At 62.2% G+C, this 22,750-nt stretch carries 22 protein-coding genes; 20 read left to right on the top strand and 2 right to left on the bottom strand.

What is annotated here, in order from left to right:
* The first annotated feature begins 132 nt into the window (after positions 1-132).
* From AB8A27_RS05790 to AB8A27_RS05840, 11 genes are all read left to right on the top strand, one after another.
* Positions 133-735 (top strand): chromate transporter, encoded by a 603-nt coding sequence (locus AB8A27_RS05790; protein WP_115033406.1) that lies wholly within the window; start codon positions 133-135, stop codon positions 733-735.
* Positions 732-1,268, top strand: coding sequence for a chromate transporter (locus AB8A27_RS05795; RefSeq protein ID WP_441241083.1), 537 nt, complete (start codon positions 732-734; stop codon positions 1,266-1,268). The genes AB8A27_RS05790 and AB8A27_RS05795 overlap by 4 nt, the downstream gene beginning before the upstream one ends.
* A 92-nt stretch (positions 1,269-1,360) precedes the next feature.
* Positions 1,361-1,861, top strand: a complete 501-nt coding sequence (locus tag AB8A27_RS05800; RefSeq protein ID WP_089268259.1) for a tripartite tricarboxylate transporter TctB family protein — start codon at positions 1,361-1,363, stop codon at positions 1,859-1,861.
* Between the two features lie 13 nt (positions 1,862-1,874).
* Complete coding sequence (locus tag AB8A27_RS05805) at positions 1,875-3,440, top strand: tripartite tricarboxylate transporter permease (RefSeq protein WP_441241084.1); 1,566 nt, start codon at positions 1,875-1,877, stop codon at positions 3,438-3,440.
* Positions 3,441-3,579: 139 nt separating this feature from the next.
* A complete protein-coding gene (locus AB8A27_RS05810; protein ID WP_441241085.1) occupies positions 3,580-4,563 on the top strand; it encodes a tripartite tricarboxylate transporter substrate-binding protein in 984 nt (327 codons plus the stop codon).
* Between the two features lie 167 nt (positions 4,564-4,730).
* Entirely contained in the window at positions 4,731-5,525 is a 795-nt protein-coding gene (locus tag AB8A27_RS05815) for a thymidylate synthase (RefSeq protein ID WP_441241086.1), read from the top strand.
* Positions 5,522-6,055: a dihydrofolate reductase gene (locus AB8A27_RS05820; RefSeq protein ID WP_441241087.1), complete on the top strand. Its 534-nt coding sequence runs from the start codon at positions 5,522-5,524 to the stop codon at positions 6,053-6,055. Before AB8A27_RS05815 ends, AB8A27_RS05820 begins: the two co-directional genes overlap by 4 nt.
* Positions 6,056-6,208: 153 nt before the next feature.
* Positions 6,209-7,363, top strand: coding sequence for an FtsH protease activity modulator HflK (gene hflK, locus AB8A27_RS05825; protein ID WP_441241088.1), 1,155 nt, complete (start codon positions 6,209-6,211; stop codon positions 7,361-7,363).
* On the top strand, positions 7,360-8,253 hold the full coding sequence (gene hflC / locus AB8A27_RS05830) for a protease modulator HflC (protein WP_441241089.1): 894 nt from the start codon (positions 7,360-7,362) through the stop codon (positions 8,251-8,253). Before hflK ends, hflC begins: the two co-directional genes overlap by 4 nt.
* 168 nt (positions 8,254-8,421) lie before the next feature.
* On the top strand, positions 8,422-8,622 hold the full coding sequence (locus AB8A27_RS05835; RefSeq protein ID WP_068734021.1) for a DUF2065 domain-containing protein: 201 nt from the start codon (positions 8,422-8,424) through the stop codon (positions 8,620-8,622).
* Positions 8,623-8,820: 198 nt separating this feature from the next.
* Positions 8,821-10,359: a Do family serine endopeptidase gene (locus tag AB8A27_RS05840; RefSeq protein WP_441241090.1), complete on the top strand. Its 1,539-nt coding sequence runs from the start codon at positions 8,821-8,823 to the stop codon at positions 10,357-10,359.
* Positions 10,360-11,512: 1,153 nt separating this feature from the next.
* Here AB8A27_RS05840 and serB read toward each other — a convergent pair.
* Positions 11,513-12,403: a phosphoserine phosphatase SerB gene (gene serB, locus AB8A27_RS05845; RefSeq protein ID WP_441241091.1), complete on the bottom strand. Its 891-nt coding sequence runs from the start codon at positions 12,401-12,403 to the stop codon at positions 11,513-11,515.
* 3 nt (positions 12,404-12,406) lie between these two features.
* Here serB and miaA point away from each other — a divergent pair, with 3 nt between their 5' ends.
* Positions 12,407-13,318 carry a tRNA (adenosine(37)-N6)-dimethylallyltransferase MiaA gene (miaA, locus tag AB8A27_RS05850; protein WP_441241092.1) on the top strand — a complete coding sequence of 304 codons (912 nt, stop codon included), beginning with the start codon at positions 12,407-12,409 and terminating at the stop codon, positions 13,316-13,318.
* 55 nt (positions 13,319-13,373) lie between these two features.
* Here the strand turns inward: miaA and AB8A27_RS05855 are convergent, their stop codons facing one another.
* Positions 13,374-13,601, bottom strand: coding sequence for a hypothetical protein (locus AB8A27_RS05855; RefSeq protein WP_441241093.1), 228 nt, complete (start codon positions 13,599-13,601; stop codon positions 13,374-13,376).
* 498 nt (positions 13,602-14,099) lie between these two features.
* Between AB8A27_RS05855 and AB8A27_RS05860 the strand changes: the two genes are divergently transcribed.
* The 8 genes from AB8A27_RS05860 (at position 14,100) to AB8A27_RS05895 (ending at position 22,580) form a co-directional block, all read left to right on the top strand.
* Positions 14,100-15,878, top strand: a complete 1,779-nt coding sequence (locus tag AB8A27_RS05860) for an acetolactate synthase 3 large subunit (protein WP_441241094.1) — start codon at positions 14,100-14,102, stop codon at positions 15,876-15,878.
* Between the two features lie 23 nt (positions 15,879-15,901).
* Complete coding sequence (gene ilvN / locus AB8A27_RS05865) at positions 15,902-16,444, top strand: acetolactate synthase small subunit (protein WP_092147288.1); 543 nt, start codon at positions 15,902-15,904, stop codon at positions 16,442-16,444.
* Positions 16,445-16,462: 18 nt separating this feature from the next.
* The gene (locus AB8A27_RS05870; RefSeq protein WP_441241095.1) at positions 16,463-17,335 is read left to right on the top strand and encodes an EamA family transporter; all 873 of its coding nucleotides are present in this window, start codon (positions 16,463-16,465) and stop codon (positions 17,333-17,335) included.
* Positions 17,335-17,943, top strand: a complete 609-nt coding sequence (locus AB8A27_RS05875; protein WP_441241096.1) for a LysE family translocator — start codon at positions 17,335-17,337, stop codon at positions 17,941-17,943. Before AB8A27_RS05870 ends, AB8A27_RS05875 begins: the two co-directional genes overlap by 1 nt.
* 151 nt (positions 17,944-18,094) lie before the next feature.
* The gene (gene ilvC / locus AB8A27_RS05880; protein WP_092147298.1) at positions 18,095-19,114 is read left to right on the top strand and encodes a ketol-acid reductoisomerase; all 1,020 of its coding nucleotides are present in this window, start codon (positions 18,095-18,097) and stop codon (positions 19,112-19,114) included.
* A gap of 401 nt (positions 19,115-19,515) precedes the next feature.
* The gene (locus tag AB8A27_RS05885; protein ID WP_441241097.1) at positions 19,516-20,373 is read left to right on the top strand and encodes an SDR family NAD(P)-dependent oxidoreductase; all 858 of its coding nucleotides are present in this window, start codon (positions 19,516-19,518) and stop codon (positions 20,371-20,373) included.
* A 62-nt stretch (positions 20,374-20,435) separates the two neighbouring features.
* Positions 20,436-21,179: a FadR/GntR family transcriptional regulator gene (locus AB8A27_RS05890; RefSeq protein WP_441241098.1), complete on the top strand. Its 744-nt coding sequence runs from the start codon at positions 20,436-20,438 to the stop codon at positions 21,177-21,179.
* A gap of 171 nt (positions 21,180-21,350) precedes the next feature.
* Positions 21,351-22,580 (top strand): ABC transporter substrate-binding protein, encoded by a 1,230-nt coding sequence (locus AB8A27_RS05895; RefSeq protein ID WP_441241099.1) that lies wholly within the window; start codon positions 21,351-21,353, stop codon positions 22,578-22,580.
* Positions 22,581-22,750: the final 170 nt, after the last annotated feature.

Raw genomic sequence — 22,750 nt, forward strand, 5'->3', positions numbered from 1 at the left:
GAAAAGATGGCGCCCTCTATATATGACGCAAATTGGACGCGATACAGCCGGGCTGTCATTTCAACCGCCGATTGGCGTGGAAACAGGCAAAAATTGATTGGCCCGATAGGCGGATGGCCCTAGTTCTGGACCATGCGCCCAGGTTCACCACAGGCTGACGCCTCCGCTGCGGAACTCGCGTCGGCATCGCCGCCGGGACTGCTGACGCTATTCGTTGCCTTTGCGAAGATGTCCCTGGCCGGTTTCGGTGGCGTTCTGGTCTGGGCGCGCCGGGCGATCGTCGAGCAGCATCGCTGGATGACGCCCGAGGAATTCAACGAGACTTTTGCGCTTTGCCACTTCTTGCCCGGGCCGAATATCGTCAATCTATCGGTTGTATTTGGATCGCGATTTCGAGGTGTGCCTGGCGCCATTGCAGCCTTTGCGGGATTGCTCGGGCCGCCTGTGATCATCGTGACTATTCTGGCGATCCTGTATGCACGCTTTGGAGATATTGAGGCGCTGCGGCGCACACTCGCCGGCGTTTCATGCGCTGCCGTCGGATTGCTGTTCGCGGTGATCTTCCGAATGATGCTGCCACTTCTGAAGAAGCGTGAGCCGGTCAGCCTTGCGCTCCTGATCGCCGTTTTCGTCGCGGTCGGCGTCATGCGATGGCCGTTACCAACAGTCCTCCTGGTCTCGATTCCCATCAGTATCGGCCTGACCATGTTGATGCGACGGCGAGCGGCAGCATGAACGACAGCAGCCCCGGATCGCTTGTCACGCTGGCCTGGTCGTTCGGGCTGATGTCGCTTTTTGCCGTGGGCGGCGCCAATTCGGCCATTCCCGAAATTCATCGGCTCGCGGTCGATGTCAATCACTGGCTGTCCGACAAGCAGTTCGCGGATGTGTTTGCGATCTCGCAGCTGTCACCGGGGCCGAACGTTCTCATTGTGACGCTGATCGGCTATCAGGTCGCTGGCATCATGGGCGCATTGGTCGCAACGCTGGCCATGTGCGGACCGACAGCTGTATTTGCTTATTATGTCAGCCAATTGCTGGCGCGATCGGGCCACGCACAATGGCCGGGAATCGTACAGGCAGCGCTGGTGCCTTTATCGATAGGCCTTATGAGCGCGAGCGGGCTGGTTCTGCTGTTCGCTTCCGACACGACCTGGACGGCGTTTCTGGTAACGGGGAGTGCCGCCGTTTTGGCGTTTGCCACGCGGCTTAACCCGCTATGGTTGTTAGTTGCCGGGGGGCTTCTTGGTTTCGCTGGCATTCTCTGACGAAAATCGCTAGCAAGCTGGACCACGGAGCCGTTGGGCGGTCTCCGAACGATGTTGTTTGGGCTACAAGCTCGTGACAGGGGAACGTACCAATGAGTGATGCGCCGAGCCATGCGCCGGAGAAATCCATCTTACCGAGCTGGGTCAAAGGCCCTCAAGACTTTATCGGCGGCCTTGCTTTGGTGGCGATTGCTGCGTTTGCTCTGTGGGCATCCAGCGATCTGCAGGGCATGCATGGCTTCTCGTTCGGCGCAGGCACCGCGCCGCGGATGTTCGGCATTCTGCTGCTGGGTCTTGGCGCAGCCGTGACCGTCGTCGGCATTTTCACAGAAGGGCCCGGGCTCTCCAAGTTCCACTGGCGCGGTCCGTTTTTCGTGGCGCTGGCCATTCTGGTTTTCGCGGTCGGCATTCGTCCGATGGGCATGATCTTCGCGGCGATGTCGAGTTTTCTGATTGCTGCGCTCGGCACGCCCGAGACGCGCTGGAAAGAAACGATCATCGTTGGCGCCTGCCTCACGGGCTTCTGCGCCCTGCTGTTCCCGTACGCGCTTGGTCTGCCGTTGCAGATGTGGCCGACATTTCTGATCCGCTAAGAACGAGGGCGTCATGGGTGATCTTTTTTCGAATCTCGGTCTTGGCTTCAGCACCGTCTTCCAGTTCGTGCAGTGGACGCCGGCGTTCCTCGGCGGAATGTCGATCCCGCTTCCGATCAATATTCTGCTCTGTCTGATCGGTGCGCTGGTCGGTACGCTCGTCGGTGTGCTGCCGGGCATCGGTACCATTGCCACCGTGGCGATGTTGCTGCCGATCACGTTCGGTCTGCCGCCGGTCGGCGCGCTGATCATGCTCGCCGGCATCTATTACGGCGCGCAATATGGCGGTTCGACCACGTCGATCCTGGTCAATATTCCGGGTGAAGCAGGTTCGGTCGTGACTGCGCTCGACGGCTTCCAGATGGCGAAGCAGGGCCGTGCCGGTCCGGCGCTCGCGATTGCAGCAATCGGCTCGTTCTTTGCGGGTTGCGTTGCGACGGTCCTTATCGCTGTGCTCGGCGCGCCCCTCACCAAGCTCGCGCTTGCGTTTGGTCCAGCAGAATACTTCTCGCTGATGGTGCTCGGCCTGATCTTTGCCGTGGTGCTCGCCAAGGGTTCGGTGCTGAAGGCGATCGCAATGATCGTGTTCGGTCTGCTGCTGTCCATGGTCGGTTCCGACATTGAAACCGGCGCGTCGCGTATGTCATTCAACATCCCTGAACTCGCTGACGGCCTGGGCTTTGCCACGGTCGCTATGGGTCTGTTCGGCTTTGCGGAAATCATCCGCAACCTGGATGCAGGCGGCGAGGAAGATCGCCAGCTCGTGCAGCAAAAGGTTACGGGCCTGATGCCGACCCGGAAGGACCTGAAGGACTCCACGCCCGCAATTCTGCGCGGCACGGTGCTCGGCTCCATTCTCGGCATTCTGCCGGGCGGCGGTGCGGTCATCGCATCCTTCGCGGCCTATACGCTTGAGAAGAAGCTGTCGAAGGATCCGAAGCGTTTCGGTCGTGGAGCGATCGAAGGCGTTGCGGCACCGGAAAGCGCCAACAACGCTGCAGCGCAAACCTCGTTCATCCCGCTGCTCACCCTCGGCATTCCGCCGAACGCGGTGATGGCGCTGATGGTCGGCGCGATGACCATTCATGGCATCGTGCCGGGTCCGCAGGTGATGCAGAAGCAGCCGGAACTCGTCTGGGGCATGATCGCCTCGATGTGGGTCGGCAACCTCATGCTGCTCGTCATCAACCTGCCGATGGTCGGCATCTGGGTCCGGCTGCTCCGCGTGCCGTATCGCCTGATGTTCCCGTCGATCGTGGTGTTCTGCAGCATCGGCATCTATTCGGTGAACAACGCACCGATGGACGTGGTACTCGCGGGCGTATTCGGTCTGCTCGGCTACTGGCTGATCAAGCATGACTTCGAGCCGGCGCCGCTGCTGCTCGGCATGGTGCTCGGCCCGCTGATGGAAGAGAATCTGCGTCGTGCACTGCTGATCTCGCGCGGTGATGCGACGGTGTTTTTCACCCGTCCGTTGTCCGCTACTTTGATGGCAATCTCGGCGTTCCTTCTGGTTCTCGCTGTGCTTCCCGCATTGCGAAAGAAACGCGACGAGGTCTTCGTCGAATCCGAGAGCTGACAAAGCTCTCCACATACCACTCCACGTATCTGCGTCGTTACGCCACGGCCCGAAGTCGAATAGACTTCGGGCCTTTGCTTGTATTCAGTCCCGCGACTGTCGGCATTTCGCGGCAAAAATTATTCTCGGAGGAAATCAAATGAAGCTGTTCAATCGCAGAGTTGCGATCAGTGGCCTGGCGGCGGTCGCCGGCTTTGGCGCACTGGCAACTGCTGTTCAGGCGCAGGAATACCCGACCCGCAACATCACCATGATCGTGCCGTTCGCGGCCGGTGGTCCAACCGACGTGATCGCGCGCATTGTCGCTGCCGATATGTCGAAGACGCTTGGCCAGCAGATCATCATCGAGAACGTCGTCGGTGCTGGCGGCACGACCGGCGCGACACGTGCAGCGCGCGCGGCCAATGATGGCTACACGATCATCACCGGCCACATGGGCACCCATGCCGCGGCGGTACCACTCTATCCGAAACTCGCTTATCACCCCGAGAAGGATTTCGAGCCCGTCGCGCTGCTCGCCGGCACGCCGATCCTGATCCTGTCGAAGAAGGATTTCGCGCCGAAGAATCTCAAGGAATTCGTCACCTATGTAAAGGCCAACAGCGACAAGCTGAATATGGCCCATGCTGGCGTCGGTTCGGTGTCCTATTCGTCCTGCGAATTGCTGAGCTCGGTTCTGGATATCAAGCCGACCGGTGTGCCGTTCAACGGCACCGGTCCCGCGATGAACGCGCTGGTCGGTGGTCAGGTCGATTATATGTGCGACCAGATCGTCAACGCGGTTCCGCAGATCAAGGGCGGCACCATCAAGGCCTATGCCATCGCGACGCCTGATCGTAACCCGTCGCTGCCGGACGTCCCGACCACGACCGAAGCCGGTCTGCCGAAGTATCAGGCCTCGGCCTGGAACGCGATCTTCGCGCCCAAGGGCACGCCTGCCGCGATCACCGCCAAGCTGAACGCGGCGGCCGCCAAGGCGCTGGACGACGAGAACGTCAAGAAGCGTCTACTCGATCTCGGCTCGGACATTCCGAAGCCGGAAGCCCGCACCCAGGCTGCGCTCGGCTCGCTGGTGAAGAGCGAAGTCGAGAAGTGGTCGGCGGTTTTGAAGCCGGCGATGTGATCGGGAACCGGCTAACCGGTTGATTCCAGGGGCTGGATTCTCACGAATCCGGCCCTTGTCGTTTGCGGCGCAGGCATACACTTTTCCGGGTATAATCCGGGAATCGGCGTGTCCGACAACCGGCCGAGGCGATAAGTTCGCCCGCTCACAAGCCCGCAAGATCGACCATGAACCAGTATCACGACCTGCTAGAGCGAATCCTGAGCGACGGCGCCGAGAAGCACGACCGCACCGGCACAGGCACGCTGTCGGTGTTCGGCCATCAGATGCGCTTCAAGCTCAGCGATGGTTTTCCCGTACTGACCACCAAGAAGCTGTCGCTGAAAGCGATCATTCACGAGCTGCTCTGGTTCCTCGCGGGCGATACCAACATCAAATATCTCAAAGACCACGGCGTCTCGATCTGGGACGAATGGGCAGACGCCAATGGCGATCTCGGTCCGGTCTATGGATCGCAGTGGCGCTCGTGGCCGGCGCCCGAGGGACGCAGCATCGACCAGATCGCCAATGTCATTGATATGATCAAGCGCAACCCCGACTCGCGCCGCCTGATCGTTTCGGCCTGGAACCCGGCCGAGATCGATCAGATGGCACTGCCGCCGTGTCATTGTCTTTTCCAATTCTATGTCGTGAACGGCAAGCTGTCGTGCCAGCTCTATCAGCGCTCGGCCGACGTCTTCCTCGGCGTGCCGTTCAACATCGCCTCCTATGCACTGCTGACGATGATGATCGCGCAGGTCACGGGTCTCAAGCCTGGCGACTTCGTCCATACCCTCGGCGACACGCATCTCTACTCCAATCATCTGGAGCAGGCGCGACTGCAGCTCACGCGGCCGACGCGCGCGCTGCCGGTGATGAAGATCAATCCGGACGTGAAGGACATCTTCGCGTTCCGCTACGAGGACTTCACCCTCGAAGGCTACGATCCGCATCCGCACATCAAGGCCGAGGTCGCGGTTTGACGGCAACAACGGCTGTCCCTCAGATCGTCCTCGTCTATGCCGTCGCCGAGAACGGCGTGATCGGGCAGGGCAATGCCATTCCATGGCGCCTCAAGTCCGACATGCAGCGCCTCAAGGCGATGACAATCGGCAAGCCGATCGTCATGGGGCGCAAGACGTTCGAGTCGCTTCCTAGGCCGCTGCCGGGACGAACCAATATCGTCATCACCCGCGATGCCGGTTATCAGGCCGCAGGAGCCGCGGTCACCACATCGCTCGCCGATGCACGAGCGGTAGCGACCGGCGATGCGCTGCGGCGTTTGGTCACTGAGATTGCGGTGATCGGCGGCGCCGAGATCTATGCTCAATGGATGGGGATCGCTGACCGTCTTGAAGTCACCGAAGTTCATGCGCAGCCGACGGGTGATACCTTTATGCCGCCCGTCGATCTCACTGTGTGGGAAGAAGTTGCGCGCGTCAGGAACGCGGCGGCGGGCGAGGACAGCGTCGATTTCTCCTATGTGACATATTGCCGGAGAGCGCCCCGTTAACCGCGTTTTCCGCCCGTTAACATTGACTTTTGCGACCTCCGGCATAGCTCCTGCGGTCAAGAACCCCGCGTTGTAAGAGCTGGGGTCGTCCCCTATAAAGCCATGCAGACGTGGCGAGACCGGTATGTCCGGCCGCGCAGAGGAGAGTGTTGAATGCCGTGGAAGAATCAAGGCGGAGGCCCATGGGGCTCTGGTCCGAAGGGACCGTGGGGTTCTGGTCCGCAATCGTCCGGACCGAGGCCGCCTGATCTTGAGGATCTGCTGCGCAAGGGGCAGGACCGTCTGCAGTCGATGCTGCCCGGCGGCTTTGTCAGCGGCATGGGCATCGCGCTCGTGCTCGCCGTGGCGCTCGTGATCTGGGGGCTGTCCGGTTTCTTCCGCGTGCAGTCCGAAGAGCTCGGTGTCGTGCTGCGCTTCGGCAAGCATGTCCGCACCGTGCAGCCCGGTCTGAACTATCATCTGCCTTATCCGATCGAGACCGTGCTGTTGCCGAAGGCGCTGCGCGTGTCGACGCTGTCGGTCGGCATGTCGATCCTGGAAGACACCGGTCGCCGTGGCCGCACCATCCGGGATGTGCCGGAAGAGAGCCTGATGCTCACCGGCGACGAGAACATCGTCGATGTCGACTTCACCGTGCTGTGGCGTATCAAGCCCGACGGTGTCGGCAACTTCCTGTTCAACATCCAAAACCCCGAAGGCACCGTGAAAGCGGTCGCCGAAAGCGTGATGCGTGAAGTCGTTGGCCGCGCCAATATTCAGCCGATCCTCACCGGCGCACGCACCACCACCGAAACCCAGGTGCAGGAACTGATGCAGAAGACGCTCGACGGCTATGGCGCCGGCGTGCTGATCCAGCAGGTGCAGTTGCAGAAGGTCGATCCGCCGGCACAGGTGATCGATGCGTTCCGTGACGTGCAGGCGGCGCAGGCCGACGCCCAGCGTCTGCAGAACGAAGCCCAGACCTATACCAACCGCGTTGTTCCAGATGCGCGCGGTCGCGCCGCGCAGATTCTGCAGGTTGCCGAAGGCTATCGAGAACAGGCGATCGCCGAAGCCAAGGGTCAGAGCGCGCGCTTCCTGAAGGTCTATGACGAGTACAAGAAGGCGCCGGACGTGACCCGTCAGCGTATCTATCTCGAAACCATGGAGCGGATCCTCGGCGGTGCCGAGAAGCTGGTCTATGACGGCGGTCAGGGCGCCGGCGCTTCGCAAGGCGTCGTGCCTTATCTTCCCTTGAATGAACTGACGCCACGGCGTCAGCCTCCGGCGCCATCTGGTCAGCCTCAGCAGAGCGGGAGCACCCGATGAAAACCGGCATTTCAGGTATCGTTGCACTGATTGTAGTGCTGGTGCTGGTCATCGTGGGCTTCGGCTCGATCTATACGGTGCGCCAGACTGAACAGGCCCTCGTGGTGCGGCTCGGCGAGCCCGTCCGCGTGGTCACCGAACCGGGTCTGAACTTCAAGATCCCGTTCATCGATAGCGTGATTTCGATCGACAAGCGTATTCTCGATCTGGAGAACCCGGCCCAGGAAGTCATTGCCAACGACCAGCGTCGTTTGGTGGTCGATGCCTTCGCCCGCTACAAGATCAAGAACGCGTTGCGCTTCTACCAGAGCATCGGGTCGATCCAGGCGGCGAACATCCAGTTGACCACGCTGCTCAACGCCGCGATGCGTCGTGTGCTCGGCGAGGTCACCTTCATCCAGATCGTGCGCGACGAGCGCGAGAACCTGATGAACAAGATCCGCGAGCAGCTCGACAAGGAAGCCGATGGTTACGGCATCTCCGTCGTCGACGTTCGTATCCGCCGCGCCGATCTGCCGGAAGCCAACAGCCAGGCGGTTTATCAGCGGATGCAGACGGAACGTCAGCGGGAAGCTGCTGAATTCCGCGCGCAGGGCGGCCAGAAGGCGCAGGAGATTCGCTCCAAGGCCGATCGTGAAGCGACCGTGATCATCGCCGATGCCAACTCCACCGCTGAACAGACCCGCGGTGCCGGCGACGGCGAGCGCAACCGTCTGTTCGCCGAAGCCTATGGCAAGGATGCGGACTTCTTCGCGTTCTATCGCTCGATGACCGCCTATGAGAACGGGTTGAAGAGCAATGACACCCGCTTCCTTCTGCGGCCGGATTCGGAGTTCTTCAAGTTCTTCGCCAATCCGTCGGGCAAGCCCGCCGCGGCGAAGGCGCAATAACGGCGTCGCTGGTTAAGCTTACGCAGATACCTGTTTTGCGTTCGCTGCCACTCTGATCTAAGGATGAGGCGTACCGCTTGCGGTGCGCCTCATTTGTTTTCAGAAAAGCGCCAAGAAAACTGCCAAGAAACTGCGGCCAGGGTGCGAAGGTTCGGGAGTTGACGTCAGATGAGGTCCATAGCGTTTGCCGACTTCCTCATCGGCATCGGAATCCTGTTCGTCTTCGAAGGCATCCTTTTCCTGGCGTTTCCCGGATGGATGCGCCGCGCGATGAAAAGCGCGCTGCAAAGCCCTGACAATATCCTGCGCATCGCCGGCCTGGTCTCGGCGGTGGGCGGCCTGATCCTGATTTGGGCGATCCGGCGCTAGCGCCGTTCGTGGTCTCCCTGGGGCGGCCGAAAAAGCTCTTCCCGATCAACGCGATCGTGCACGCTTACGTCTGCATTCCGCCGCAATCCACGTCCCAGATGGGCCTGCCGGATGGCCCGCGCGAAGGCTTGCGCGATGTCGCCCTTCGGGCGCACTCTCAGTGAAATTTGCCGACTCTCTTTTGGAGACGTTTCCGACATGTCCATCGCTCGTCCTTCTTTGAGCCCCGTTTCGCGCCGTGCGTCATATAGCGGCCTGCGTCCGCTGCTGACGGCGCTTTGCCTTGGCGCCGCGGTCGCCACATTTTCCGCGCCGGCCTCGGCCCGCGGGCCGGATGGCATCGCTGACGTTGCCGAGAAGGTGATCGATTCCGTGGTCAATATCTCGACCACCTCGACCGTCGAGGCGAAGAACAGCGACAAGGGGGAGGGCGGTGGCCGGGGTGCCATGCCGCAACTGCCGCCCGGCTCGCCGTTCGAGGAGTTCTTCGACGACTTCTTCAAGAACCGCGGCGGCCGTCCCGGTGGCGACAAGAATGGCGGCCTGCAGCCGCGCAAGACCAATTCGCTGGGCTCCGGTTTCATCATCGACACGTCCGGTGTCGTGGTCACCAACAATCACGTCATCGACGGCGCCGATGAGATCAACGTCATCATGAATGACGGCACCAAGATCAAGGCCGAGCTGATCGGCGTCGACAAGAAGACCGATCTGGCGGTGCTCAAATTCACCCCGGTGAAGCCGGTGGTGGCCGTCAAGTTCGGCGACAGCGAAAAGCTGCGGCTTGGCGAATGGGTGATCGCGATCGGCAATCCGTTCTCGCTCGGCGGCAGCGTTACTGCGGGCATCGTCTCGGCGCGTAACCGTGAGATCAGCAACAACAGCCCCTATGACAGCTACATCCAGACCGATGCCTCGATCAATCGCGGCAATTCCGGCGGCCCGCTGTTCAACCTCGAGGGTGAAGTGGTCGGCGTGAACACGCTGATCATCTCGCCCACCGGCGGCTCCATCGGCCTCGGCTTCGCCGTGCCGTCGAAGACCGTGGTCGGCGTGATCGAGCAGCTGCGCGAATACAAGGAAGTCCGCCGCGGCTGGCTCGGCGTGCGCATCCAGCCGGTCACCGACGAGATCGCAGAAAGCCTGAACATCAAGCCGGCGCGCGGCGCGCTGATCGCCGGCGTCGACGACAAGGGCCCGGCCAAGCCTGCCGGCCTTGAGCCCGGCGACGTGGTGATCAAGTTCGACGGCCGCGACGTCAAGGAGCCGAAGGATCTGTCGCGCATCGTTGCCGGCACCGCCGTCGGCAAGGCCGTGGACGTGCTGATCATCCGCAAGGGCAAGGAGGAGACCAAGAAGGTCACCCTCGGTCGCCTCGAGGATGACAAGCCGGTGCAGGCTTCGCTGAAGGCAGCGCCGGAAGTCGAGAAGCCGGCGACGCAGAAGGCGCTGGGCCTCGACCTCACGGGTCTCAGCAAGGATCTGCGCACCAAGTACAAGATCAAGGACAGCGTGAAGGGCGTCATCGTGACCGGCGTCGATGCCGGCTCCGACGCCGCCGAGAAGCGCCTTGCTGCCGGCGACGTCATCGTCGAGGTCGCGCAGGAAGCGGTCACCAATGCCGCCGACGTCAAGAAGCGCGTCGATGCCTTGAAGAAGGACGGCAAGAAGTCGGTGCTGCTGCTGGTGTCGAATGCCGAAGGCGAGCTGCGCTTCGTTGCGCTGAGCGTGCAGTAAGGCGGTTCTTCTCCCTCTTCCGGGCGGTGTAGCCGCGTAGCGGGGAGGGCATCACCAGCTTTTCCCACGTCATGGCCGGACTTGTTCCGGCCATCCACGCCTTGCTGTGGATGTCGCCAAGGCGTGGATACCCGGCATTCGCCGGGCATGACGGCGTTTGGTTTGGGCGTGCGCGCGTCACGTCATTCGCTGATTCAACTGTCAAACAGCCACTTCCCTTCAGACATGCGTCATCGCCCCTGTTGTTTGCGGCGCGGGGGCGCCGTCGTCTTTCGCATTCCCACCCTCCTGAAAGAGGGCGTGCGGAACGCCGGGTGCCCGTTGCACCCTTGGGCCTGATGCGAATGCGGTCTTCCGCAAGGGTAATGTGCATCAGGACTTTCGGAAGCGTCAGGCAAGTGCCCAGCGTTCCGCCTGCGGTGTTTTTTCGGTTGCTTGCACTTTGCCTCAGCGAACGATCCGATCACCGAATTAAAGTCCCAAGGCGATGGGAAGGGAGCCTCAAGCACTTGGGCCGAACGCATTTTGACTTGGTCGTCCGTCACACTGTCCAGGGCTCTTTCCATCTCAAGGTCGGCCGTGTCCTTGCCAGTGGCAGTGCTGGCGCAGATCCGTCCTGCCCGAAGACAGACGTCCCCCGTGAACCGCGTAACGCCGCATCTCCGGCGTCCACCGCATCCCACCCCGCGAACGTGACGATCGCGATCGCCCCTCTCGGTGGGGCAGGACGGAGGGGACAATAGTCCTTGTGGGGATATTGTCAACGAAGAATAGGAAAAAATATTTGATCCCAAATCTCTCCACTGTCGTCCCCGCGCAGGCGGGGACCCATACACGCTGGAGAACTGGTGAGAGCGTTGTCGTTGTGGCTCTGCCGCTTCAATCACGCTGACCGTGGTTGTGGGTCCCCGCCCCGCGCACGCCTCCGGCGTGCTAGGCGGGGACGACGCGGAGAGGTCAGCATGGCCCACACTGTCATTCCGGGGCGCGGGCGCGCCTTCGCGCACGTGAACCCGGAATCTCAGCATGGGAGTCTCTAGTCAGTGCCAAACATTCCGGGATTCCGGGTTCGCACTTCAGCGGCTGCGCCGCTTTCGTGCGCCCTCAGGCAAACCAATTGGTTTGCCGGGGAATGACGAGCGTAGGGCGGGCCTCAGCTCACAAACTCTGCGCGCTTATAGCCCTGCGCATAGAGCAGCGCGGTGAGATCGCCGTGGTCGATGCGCGCCGCTGCCGCCGCAGCCACTGCCGGTTTGGCGTGATAGGCGACGCCGAGGCCGGCCTCCTGGATCATCGCCAGATCGTTGGCGCCATCGCCGACGGCCAGGGTGTCGAGATTGTCGAAATCGAAGGACTCGCGCAGCTCAACGAGCGTCGCGAGTTTCGCGGCCTTGCCCAGAATTGGTTCGGCGACGGTGCCCGTCAGCTTGCCATCAGCAACATGCAACACGTTGGCGCGGTTTTCCTGGAAGCCGACGAGTTCGGCGACCTTGGCTGTGAACAGCGTGAAGCCACCGGAGACGAGGCAGGTATAGGCGCCATTTGCGCGCATGGTCTGCACCAGCTCGCGGCCGCCGGGCGTCAGGGTGATGCGCGAGGCCAGGACCTCGTCGACGACGCCGACTTTTAGGTCTTTCAGGAGTGCCACGCGTTCGCGCAGCGCGGGCTCGAATTCGATCTCGCCGCGCATGGCGCGTTCGGTGATGGCAGCCACATGGGCCTTGAGGCCGGCGAAATCGGCGAGCTCGTCGATACATTCCTGGCCGATCATGGTGGAGTCCATGTCGGCGAGAAAAAGCTTCTTGCGCCGGTCCGCAACAGGCTGCACCACCACGTCGATCGGCATGTCGCCACGGGCGGCGCGCAGGCGATCGCCGAGCGCGAGCATATTGTGGTCGCTGGTGAACAGGATATCGGCGGCGACGCCGTCGCTCAGCCAGTGCATCTCGGTGTCGCCCGGCAGAAGCGCGCGCAGACCGTCGACCACCGTGCTATCGAGAGCGGGATCGGCGGGGTTGCAGATCAGGGTCGCAACGAGAGACATGACGTGAGTTCCAGTCCGGACAACAGAGCGCTGCTTATCGCAGGGCCGACCGCCAGCGGCAAGTCGGCGCTGGCGCTGGCCGTGGCCCGCGCGCGGGACGGCGTGGTGATCAATACCGACAGTATGCAGGTCTATCGCGATCTGCGCGTGCTCACGGCGCGGCCAACGCGCGAAGAGGAGGCGCTGGCGCCGCACCGGCTCTACGGGACTGTGGATGCTGCCGTGAACTTCTCGGCCGGGGCGTGGGTGGAGGAGGCGGCGCGCGTGCTCGCCGAGGTCCGTGCCCAAGGGAAACTGCCGATCTTCATCGGCGGCTCCGGTCTGTATTTCAAGGCGCTGACCCGCGGGCTCTCCGCGGTGCCACCTGTCGCCGCCAAGGTGCGCGACGACGTGCGCGCACGGCTGGAACGGGACGGGCCGGAGGCACTGCATGCGCAGCTTGCGCTGGTCGATCCGGTCTCCGCCGCACGGCTGAACCTGCGCGATCGCACGCGCATTGCCCGTGCGCTGGAAGTCGTGGAGGCGACCGGTCGTTCGCTCACCGACTGGCACAGCGAGGGCCTGCCGCCGCTGTTGCCGCCCGAGGGCGTCACTGCGCTGTTTCTCGCGCCGGAACGCGACGAGCTCTATGCGCGCATCGATACGCGCTTCGAGCGCATGCTGAATGAGGGCGCGCTGGACGAGGTCGCTGCATTGGCAGAACGCAGTCTCGATCCATTGCTGCCCGCGATGAAGGCGCATGGCGTGCCGGCGCTGATCCGGCATATCCGCGGCGAGCTTTCGCGTGAGGAGGCGGCCGAGATCGGCCGCGCCGATACCAGGCACTATGCCAAGCGGCAGTTCACCTGGTTTCGGCATCAACTGCCGGAGTTTGAATGGATGACTCCGGAGCAGGCGAGGGCCCGGCTCGAATGAGCAGAGTGATATCCGGAGGGCCGCCCGTCCCGCGGCACCTGTGCCCCGGATGTCGTCAGTAGATGGATCGCGGTCCGCCCTCATAACGATGGGACTGTTCGGTCCGTTGCGGCGCCGCGGCGGAGTCGAACGCGTTCTGAGGCAGCGCGGCGGCGCTCATCGCGGCCGCATGGGCCTCGTCGGGCCAGTAGCGCTGGTCCGAAATCGTCGTACCGGCAAAAGCCGGGCTGGAGATGACTGCAAATGCCAGCGATGCGGATAGCAGAAGACGTTTCGTTGTCATGGCTCTATTCCCTTGAAGACGTCGCCCTTATCTGGGGAGATGCGCGGCCGGTCATAGGAATTCCAGAGCGCCCCGGCTGGCTTTGCATAGGCGTGGTGTGGGGCACGGGCGGACAGGCGGGAGCAGCCTCGCCGGGATCAGGCGGCGGGCGCATATCTGCCCGCCCGATTTTTCCGCTCGCCGAATGCGAAAGACCCGGTTAGGCTTCGATTCAGGCGCGATCACAGCAACTTCCCTTGACATCCCCGGTTTGGTGGGTATGTTCCGCGCAAGTTTTGAGAAGTCGGACCGAGATCGTGCGCAATAAAGTTACAAACCTTCTTATTATCGTGGTACCCTGGCGCACCGCCGGGGGTAGCTGACGGCTACCCACGAACCGAGCGGTGTGCACAGGGTCCTGAACGGGCCCTTTTTTATTGCCTGAACAAAACAACGTGCGACCCACAACGACCCTGACGTCCAGACCAAGCGCGCCGCAGGGCGCATCCGGAGCGAACCATGAGTGACAGCAAGCCTCACGATCCCAATCAGATGACCGGCGCCGCGATGATCGTGCGCGCGCTTGCTGATCATGGCGTCAAGCACATCTTCGGCTATCCCGGCGGTGCCGTGCTTCCGATCTATGACGAGATCTACCAGCAGTCTGAAGTGGAGCATATTCTGGTCCGCCACGAACAGGGCGCAGGCCACGCCGCCGAGGGCTATGCGCGCTCCACCGGCCTGCCGGGCGTCGTGCTGGTAACCTCGGGTCCCGGCGCCACCAATATGGTGACGCCGCTGGCCGATGCGCTGATGGATTCAATCCCGCTGGTCTGCATCACCGGGCAGGTCCCGACGCATCTCATTGGCAATGACGCGTTTCAGGAATGCGACACTGTCGGCATCACGCGGCCCTGCACCAAGCACAACTGGCTGGTCCGCGACGTCAACGATCTCGCCAAGGTGCTGCATGAAGCCTTCTACGTCGCCACCACCGGCCGTCCGGGTCCGGTCGTCGTCGACGTGCCGAAGGATGTGCAGTTCGCCACCGGTACCTATCATCCGCCGCGCAAGTCGGACGTCCATATCTCCTACGCGCCGCGCGTGAAGGGCGATGCCAACGCGATCCGCAAGGCGGTGTCGATGCTGGCGGGTGCCAAGAAGCCGATCATCTATACGGGCGGCGGTGTCATCAATTCGGGCCTCGCGGCGTCGAAGCTGCTGCGCGAGCTGGTCGAGGTCACTGGTTTCCCCATCACGTCCACGCTGATGGGCCTCGGCGCCTATCCGGCGTCCGGCTCGAACTGGCTGGGCATGCTGGGCATGCACGGCACTTATGAGGCCAACATGGCGATGCATGATTGCGATGTCATGCTGTGCGTCGGCGCGCGCTTCGACGACCGTATCACCGGCCGCACCGATGCGTTCTCGCCGAATTCGAAGAAGATCCACATCGACATCGATCCGTCGTCGATCAACAAGAACATCCGCGTCGATATCCCGATCATCGGCGATTGCGGCAATGTGCTCGGCGACATCCTGCAGGTGTTCAAATCCGAGGCGAAGAAGCCGGACACCAAGGATTGGTGGAAGACCATCGCGGTCTGGCGCGCGCGCAATTCGCTGGCCTACAAGACCAACAACGATGTGATCCTGCCGCAATATGCGATCCAGCGGCTGTTCGAGGCCACGCGTGGTCACGACACCTACATCACGACAGAAGTCGGCCAGCATCAGATGTGGGCTGCGCAATTCTTCGGCTTCGATGAGCCGCATCGCTGGATGACGTCGGGTGGTCTCGGCACCATGGGTTATGGCCTGCCGGCGGCTTTGGGCGTGCAGGTCGCACATCCCGACTCGCTGGTGATCGACATCGCGGGCGATGCCTCGGTGCAGATGACGATGCAGGAAATGTCGGCCGCGGTTCAGCATGAACTGCCGATCAAGATCTTCATTCTCAACAACCAGTATATGGGCATGGTGCGGCAGTGGCAGCAGCTGCTGCATGGCAACCGTCTGTCGCATTCCTATTCGGAAGCGTTGCCTGATTTCGTCAAGCTGGCGGAAGCCTATGGCGGCGTGGGTCTTCAGTGCAGCAAGCCCGGCGATCTCGACGGCGCGCTGCAGGAGATGATCAAGGTGAAGAAGCCGGTGCTGTTCGACTGCCGCGTCGCGGCGCTCGAGAACTGCTTCCCGATGATCCCCTCGGGCAAGGCCCATAACGAAATGCTGCTGCCGCTGGAAGCGAATGACGAAGCCACGGCTGCGGCCTTCGCCGGCGGTAAAGCGCTGGTTTGATAAGTTCTGGAAAGACAACGACAATGGAACAGCCTGCCTCCGCCTATTTCATGGAAGAGCGTCACGATCCCAACGAGACGCATACGCTGACGGTGCTCGTCGCCAACGAGCCCGGCGTGCTCGCGCGCGTCATCGGTCTTTTTTCGGGCCGCGGTTACAACATCGAAAGTCTCACGGTGTCGGAGACCGAGGCGCACAAGCATGTCTCGCGCATCACCATCGTTACCACGGGCACGCCGATGGTGATCACGCAGATCAAGCATCAGCTCGATCGCATGATCCCGGTGCATCGCGTCGTCGACATGACGCTGACCGGCCGCTCCATCGAACGTGAGCTTGCCATGGTCAAGCTGCGCGGCACCGGCGAGCATCGCGTCGAGGCGCTGCGCCTCGCCGAAGCGTTCCGCGCCCGTGTGATCGATGCGACCATCGAGAGCTTCGTGTTCGAGATCACCGGCAATACCGGCAAGATCAACCAGTTCATTGACCTGATGCGGCCGCTTGGTCTCGTCGAGATCTCGCGCACCGGCGTCGCTGCGATCAGCCGCGGACCGGAGGGGATGTAGCCTCCGCGCATCGCAGTCATGAAACCTCTCGACATCGCACTGGCCATAGCCGTGGCCGTGATCTGGGGCGTCGGCTTCGTGCTGACCCGGATGGCGGTCGACGAGATGTCGTCGACGCTGCTCACGACAATCCGCTTCGGCATCACGGCACTGCCGTGCCTGTTCCTGCCGAAGCCGAAAATGTCATGGCTGCTGATCGTCGCCACCAGCTGGCTGCTGGTGGCGCAATTTCTGGCGCAGACCTATGGCATGGCGCATGGCGTGCCGGCGGGGCTGACCTCGGTGATCGTGCAGAGCCAGGCGCTGTTCACGGTGGGGGCCGCCGCGCTGTTTCTGCGGGAATTGCCGACGCTGCAGCAGGTCGTGGGCATTGTCATCGCCATGGGCGGGCTGCTGATGATCTGCTTCACGGTCGGCTATGATTTCAGCGTGTTCCCCTTCATGGTGCTGATGACCGCGCCGGTGAGCTTTGCCTTTTCCAATCTGCTGTTGCGGCGTGCGCAGGGTGTGCCGATGCTCGACCTGTTTGCCTGGATCAGCCTCGTTGCGCTGTTGCCGTTGCTGATCGTGCTGTTCAGTGTCGATGGCGCGAGCACGACATGGCAGTCGCTGACGCATGTATCGCTGAAGGCCTTCGCCTGTGTGCTGTTTCTCGCGCTGGTTGGCACCACGCTGGGTTACTGGATCTGGGGTCGGTTGCTGCGCGACTATTCCGCGGCGCAGGTCGTGCCGTTCGCTCTGCTGGTGCCGTTTATCGGCGCGGCCGCGTCGAGCGTCACGTTCGGTGAAACATTCGGACCGCTGCGTCTCGCGGGGATGATCGTCGTCGTGCTGGGCATCGCGGTGATGCTGCTGTCGAAGCGCCCACCCGCGATGGTCGAGGTGGCGTGATGGAACTGTCGCCGCATCTGCTCTGGGCTTTCGTCGTCTTCGCCGTGGTGATGTTCTTCACGCCGGGGCCGAACAACATCATGTTGCTCGCCTCCGGTCTGAATTTCGGCTTCCGCCGCACGATCCCGCACATGGCCGGCGTGACCTTCGGCTTTGCCTTCATGATCGCCGTCACCGGCCTCGGGCTCGGGGCGGTCTTCACGTCGATCCCGATGCTGCAGACGATCCTGAAATATGCCGGCGCGGCCTATCTGGTCTATCTCGCCGTCGCCATTGGCCTGTCGGGCCCGCCCGATCCGGGCGAGGTCGAGCGGCGCAAGCCCATGACCTTCCTTGGCGCGGCGTTGTTTCAGTGGGTCAACGTCAAGGGCTGGGTCATGGCCATCGGCACCATCACGGCCTATGCGGCCGTCGCCAGCTATCCCTGGAACGTGGTCGTGCAGGTCATGCTGTCCTTCGTGATGGGCTCGCTTTCCACCATCGCCTGGGCGCTGTCCGGCACCGCGCTGCAATCGCTGGTCAAATCGCCGCGCGCCGTCCGCATCTTCAATGTCACGATGGCAATTTTATTGCTCGCTTCGCTGTATCCCGTGCTGGCCGAGATATGAGCACAAATTCGCCAGCAAAATCACCGTCGCGGGCTTGTCTCGCGGCATCCGTCGCCCTAGAAACCGGCGGCAATTCACGGTCATTTGCCAGCCGGCAGTGACCATTCGACCGGGCGCTTGAAATAAAGTTGCCGAAGAGAGGAACGACCCCATGCGAGTTTATTATGATCGCGACGCCGACCTGAACCTGATCAAGGGCAAGAAGGTCTGCATCGTCGGCTACGGCAGCCAGGGCCATGCCCATGCGCTGAACCTGAAGGACAGCGGCGTCAAGGACGTCGTGATCGCGCTCCGCAAGGGCTCGGCTTCGGCGAAGAAGGCCGAAGGCGCAGGCTTCAAGGTGATGGAAGTCGCCGAGGCCGCCAAGTGGGCCGACCTGATGATGATGCTCACCCCCGACGAATTGCAGGGCGACATCTATCGCGATCACATGCATGACAACATGAAGAAGGGCGCTGCGCTCGTCTTCGCACATGGCCTCAACGTGCACTTCAACCTGCTCGATCCGCGCGAAGACCTCGACGTGCTGATGATCGCGCCGAAGGGCCCTGGCCACACCGTGCGTTCGGAATATCAGCGCGGCGGCGGCGTGCCCTGCCTGATCGCGGTTCACAAGGACGTCTCGGGCAACGCCCATGACCTCGGCCTGAGCTACGCTTCCGCAGTGGGCGGAGGCCGCGCCGGCATCATCGAGACCTCGTTCAAGGAAGAGTGCGAAACCGACCTGTTCGGCGAGCAGGCTGTTCTCTGCGGCGGCACCGTCGAACTGATCCGCGCCGGCTTCGAGACGCTGGTGGAAGCCGGCTACGCGCCGGAAATGGCTTACTTCGAGTGCCTGCACGAACTGAAGCTGATCGTCGACCTGATCTATGAAGGCGGCATCGCCAACATGAACTACTCGATCTCGAACACCGCGGAATACGGCGAATACGTCACCGGTCCGCGCATCGTCACCGCCGAGACCAAGGCCGAGATGAAGCGCGTGCTGACCGACATCCAGTCCGGCAAGTTCGCCCGCGACTGGATGCTGGAAAACAAGGTCAATCAGGCCTCGTTCAAGGCGACCCGCCAGCGCAACAACGCCCATCCGATCGAGGAAGTGGGCAGCAAGCTCCGCGACATGATGCCGTGGATCAAGGAAAAGGCACTGGTCGACAAGACCAAGAACTAAGCGCCTCTTCAGACGCAGCTACCAACGGGACCGCGGCAACGCGGTCCCGTTGTAGTTTGCAGATACTGCCAGGCGCGACCGACGACGTCTGAACAGGCACCCGTCGATCATTCGACGAACTTGGCTAGCGACTGCTCGGTAAGTAAAGCATCTTGCGCCTTGCCGCAAAAGCAGCAGCTGCGTCACGCGCAATCGCGATGATTACAAGACATCGTGACGCAACTTGTATTTGTCTCCGGCAAACCTTTATCTCACCGGCCAGTGCAACATCCCGTGCCATGAGGCGGGAGCGCATGCGTCGGGCCATGGAGATGCGCGCTCGCGCCTTCCGGATGCGCGCATGGTTTTCTCACTGCCATGATCCCAGTGCTATCAATCAGTCGCTTCTTTGGAGATGTCCCATGCGATCCATCGTCATCACCGGCGCTTCCACCGGAATCGGGCACGCCACGGCCAAGTTTCTGCTCGACCGGGGATTTCGCGTTTTCGGCAGCGTGCGCAAGCAATCGGATGCGGAGCGACTGGAGGCGGAGTTCGGTGAAAACTTCATCCCGCTGCTCTTCGATGTGACCGATGCGGTTGCGGTGTTCGCAGCTGCCAATCAGGTCCGTGCGGCACTCAACGGTGAAACGCTTGCAGGCCTCGTCAATAATGCAGGCGTGGCCGTGTCCGGTGCGTTGCTCGACGTGTCGGTGGTTGAATTCCGCCAGCAGCTCGACGTCAACGTGGTCGGTCCGGTGATTGCCATCAAGGCTTTCGCACCATTGCTCGGTGCCGATCCCGTGATGAAAGGACCTCCGGGGCGCATCGTGATGATGAGTTCGTTGTCAGGTCAGTTTGGCAATCCCATGCTGTCCCCCTACACCGCCTCGAAATTCGCGCTGGAAGGACTGGCCGAATGCCTGCGCCGTGAATTCATGCTGTTCGGCATCGACGTGCTGGTGATCGCGCCGGGGCCCGTACGCACCCCGATCTGGGACAAGGCGGAGGCGATCGACATGGCCCGCTTCAGCGCGTCGCCATTCCTGCCGCCGCTGCAGAAGCTGCGCACGATGATGCTCAAGCTTGGTCGGTCAGGGCTGGCGCCGGAAAAGATCGCTGAACTGGTTCACCAGGCACTCACCGCCTTGCGCCCCAAGGCGCGCGTCGTGACGTCGCCGGAGCCGGTCCAGACGTTCATCGCCGGGCTGCTGCCAAGACGCTGGGCCGATCGGGTCATCGCCGGGCAACTTGGACTGGGGCCTCGCCCGCGCGGTTGAGCCGCAGGTGGGGCCAGTATGGTGGCCTTGATCTGGTCCTACCAGATTGGTAGGGTCAGCCCATGCTTACCGCAGTCAGCACCGAAACCTCCGACGCCGTTCGGAAAACGCTTGAATATGTCCGGCACCACCGGCTCGCCAAAGGCGACCGGCTGCCGTCGGAGCGCAATCTGTCGGATCGGTTCGGCGTCACCCGCAGCTCCGTCCGCGAGGCGCTGGCAGTGCTGGACGCCATGCGCATTACCGAGCGCAAGGCGAAGTCCGGCATCTTCCTGCGCAATACGCCGGATGAGGGCGGCCTCGACGCGCTGGTGCTGCAGGCCGATCTCGGCGTCACCTTCGATGCGCAGCTCACCCGCGATGCCATCGAGGCGCGCATCATCTGCGAGGAGCAGGCGTTCCGGCTGGCCTGCCAGCGCCGTACGGAGGCCGATCTCGCGAAGCTGCACGGTTTGCTCGACACCTATGCGGCGCTGGCCGCCAATGGCCGCAACATGGCCGACGAGGATGTCGAATTCCATCTCGCTGTCGCGGCTGCGAGCCAGAACCGCATTCTTGTGCGCACGATCACCCCGCTGATGCTGATGAGCACGCGCGGACGCCGGCGCTATTTCGAATCCGCGGCGCTGCGCCAGCGCTCGCTCGACGATCACCGCGCGTTCTTCGCCGCCATCGAGGCGCGCGATGAGGCTGCGGCAACCGCGCTCGTGCACAGCCATGTGCACACGGCCGCTGCCGACATCTGGGCGCTGAACGAGGCTGCGGCGGTGGCGCAAGACGCGGGGGCTCCGGACAAACAGACCTAGAGCATGATCCTGAAAAGTGGATACCGGTTTTCGCCGACAAACGAATTCGTTTGTCGAGAGATCATGCTCTGAAAAATCAACGGGCCTGCCGACAAATCCCGACCAACGGGAAGGCTCCGATCGCATACGGCAACGACCGTAACAGTGGAAACGCAAAAAGAAGGACAGAAGATGCGTATCACGACCACGTCCATAGCTGCGTTCGCAGCCGCGATGGCTATGGCAGCGAGCCCGGCACTGGCGCAGAAGACATATGGCCCGGGCGCCAGCGACACCGAAATCAAGATCGGCAACACCGTGCCCTATAGCGGCCCGGCTTCGGCCTATGGCATTCTCGGTAAGGCCTACGGCGCCTATTTCAAGAAGATCAATGACGAGGGCGGCATCAACGGCCGCAAGATCACCTTCATCTCCTATGACGACGCCTATTCGCCGCCGAAGACCGTGGAGCAGACACGCAAGCTGGTCGAGAGCGACGAGGTGATGGCGATCGTCGGCAATGTCGGTACCGCCGCGAATGCGGCCATTCAGAAATACGTCAATGCCAAGAAGACGCCGCAACTGTTTCTCGCGACCGGCGCCACCCGCTGGAACGATCCGAAGCAGTTTCCATGGACCATGGGCTGGCTGCCGAGCTATCACGCCGAGGCGGCGGCTTATGCGAAGTATCTCCTGAAGGAGAAGCCCGATGCGAAAATCGGCGTGTTCTATCAGAACGACGATTTCGGCAAGGACTATGTGAAGGGATTGAAGGAAGGCCTTGGTGACAAGGCTTCAACAATGATCGTGATGGAGACGAGCTATGAGGTCTCCGAGCCGACCGTCGACTCGCACATCGTCAAGCTGAAGGCGGCAGGCGTCGACACGATGTTCTCCTTCGCCACCGGCAAGTTCGCCGCGCAATCGATCAAGAAGGTTGCCGAGCTCGGCTGGAAGCCGCTGCACATCGTGCCGAATGCGAGTTCGTCGCTGGGCAGCGTGTTGCGTCCGGCCGGCCTCGATAATGCGCAGGACGTCGTCTCCGCGACCTTTGCCAAGGATCCCACCGATCCGCAATGGAAGGACGATCCGGGCATGCAGAAGTTCTACGCCTATGTCGAGAAGTACATTCCGGAAGGCAAGGCGATGGAGAGTACGGTTCTCTCCGGCTACAGCATCGCCCAGACCATGGTCGAGGCGCTGAAGCAGTGCGGCGACGATCTCACCCACGAGAACCTGATGAAACAGGCCGCCAACCTCAAGAACGTGCAGCTCGACGGGCTGCTGCCGGGGGTGACCGTCAACACCAGCCCGACCGACTTCTCGCCCATCGACCAGTTTCAGATGATGAGCTTCAAGGGCGAACGCTGGCAGCGCTTCGGCGAGATCATCAAGGGCGAGACGCCGACCGCAGTGCGGTAGGCTCCGTATCCAGGGTCGTAGGATGGGTAGAGCGCAGCGAAACCCATCACCTTGCCACTGAATCCGCGGATGGGTTTCGCTCCGGCGCAGGGCGCCTGCGCTCTACCCATCCTACGAGAAGAACCTGTTTCTGGAGCAGGCGGCGCCCGGACCGGCGCCGCCTGCGTCGA

This window comes from Tardiphaga sp. 768_D3_N2_1, from assembly GCF_052076105.1.
Lineage (GTDB): Bacteria > Pseudomonadota > Alphaproteobacteria > Rhizobiales > Xanthobacteraceae > Tardiphaga.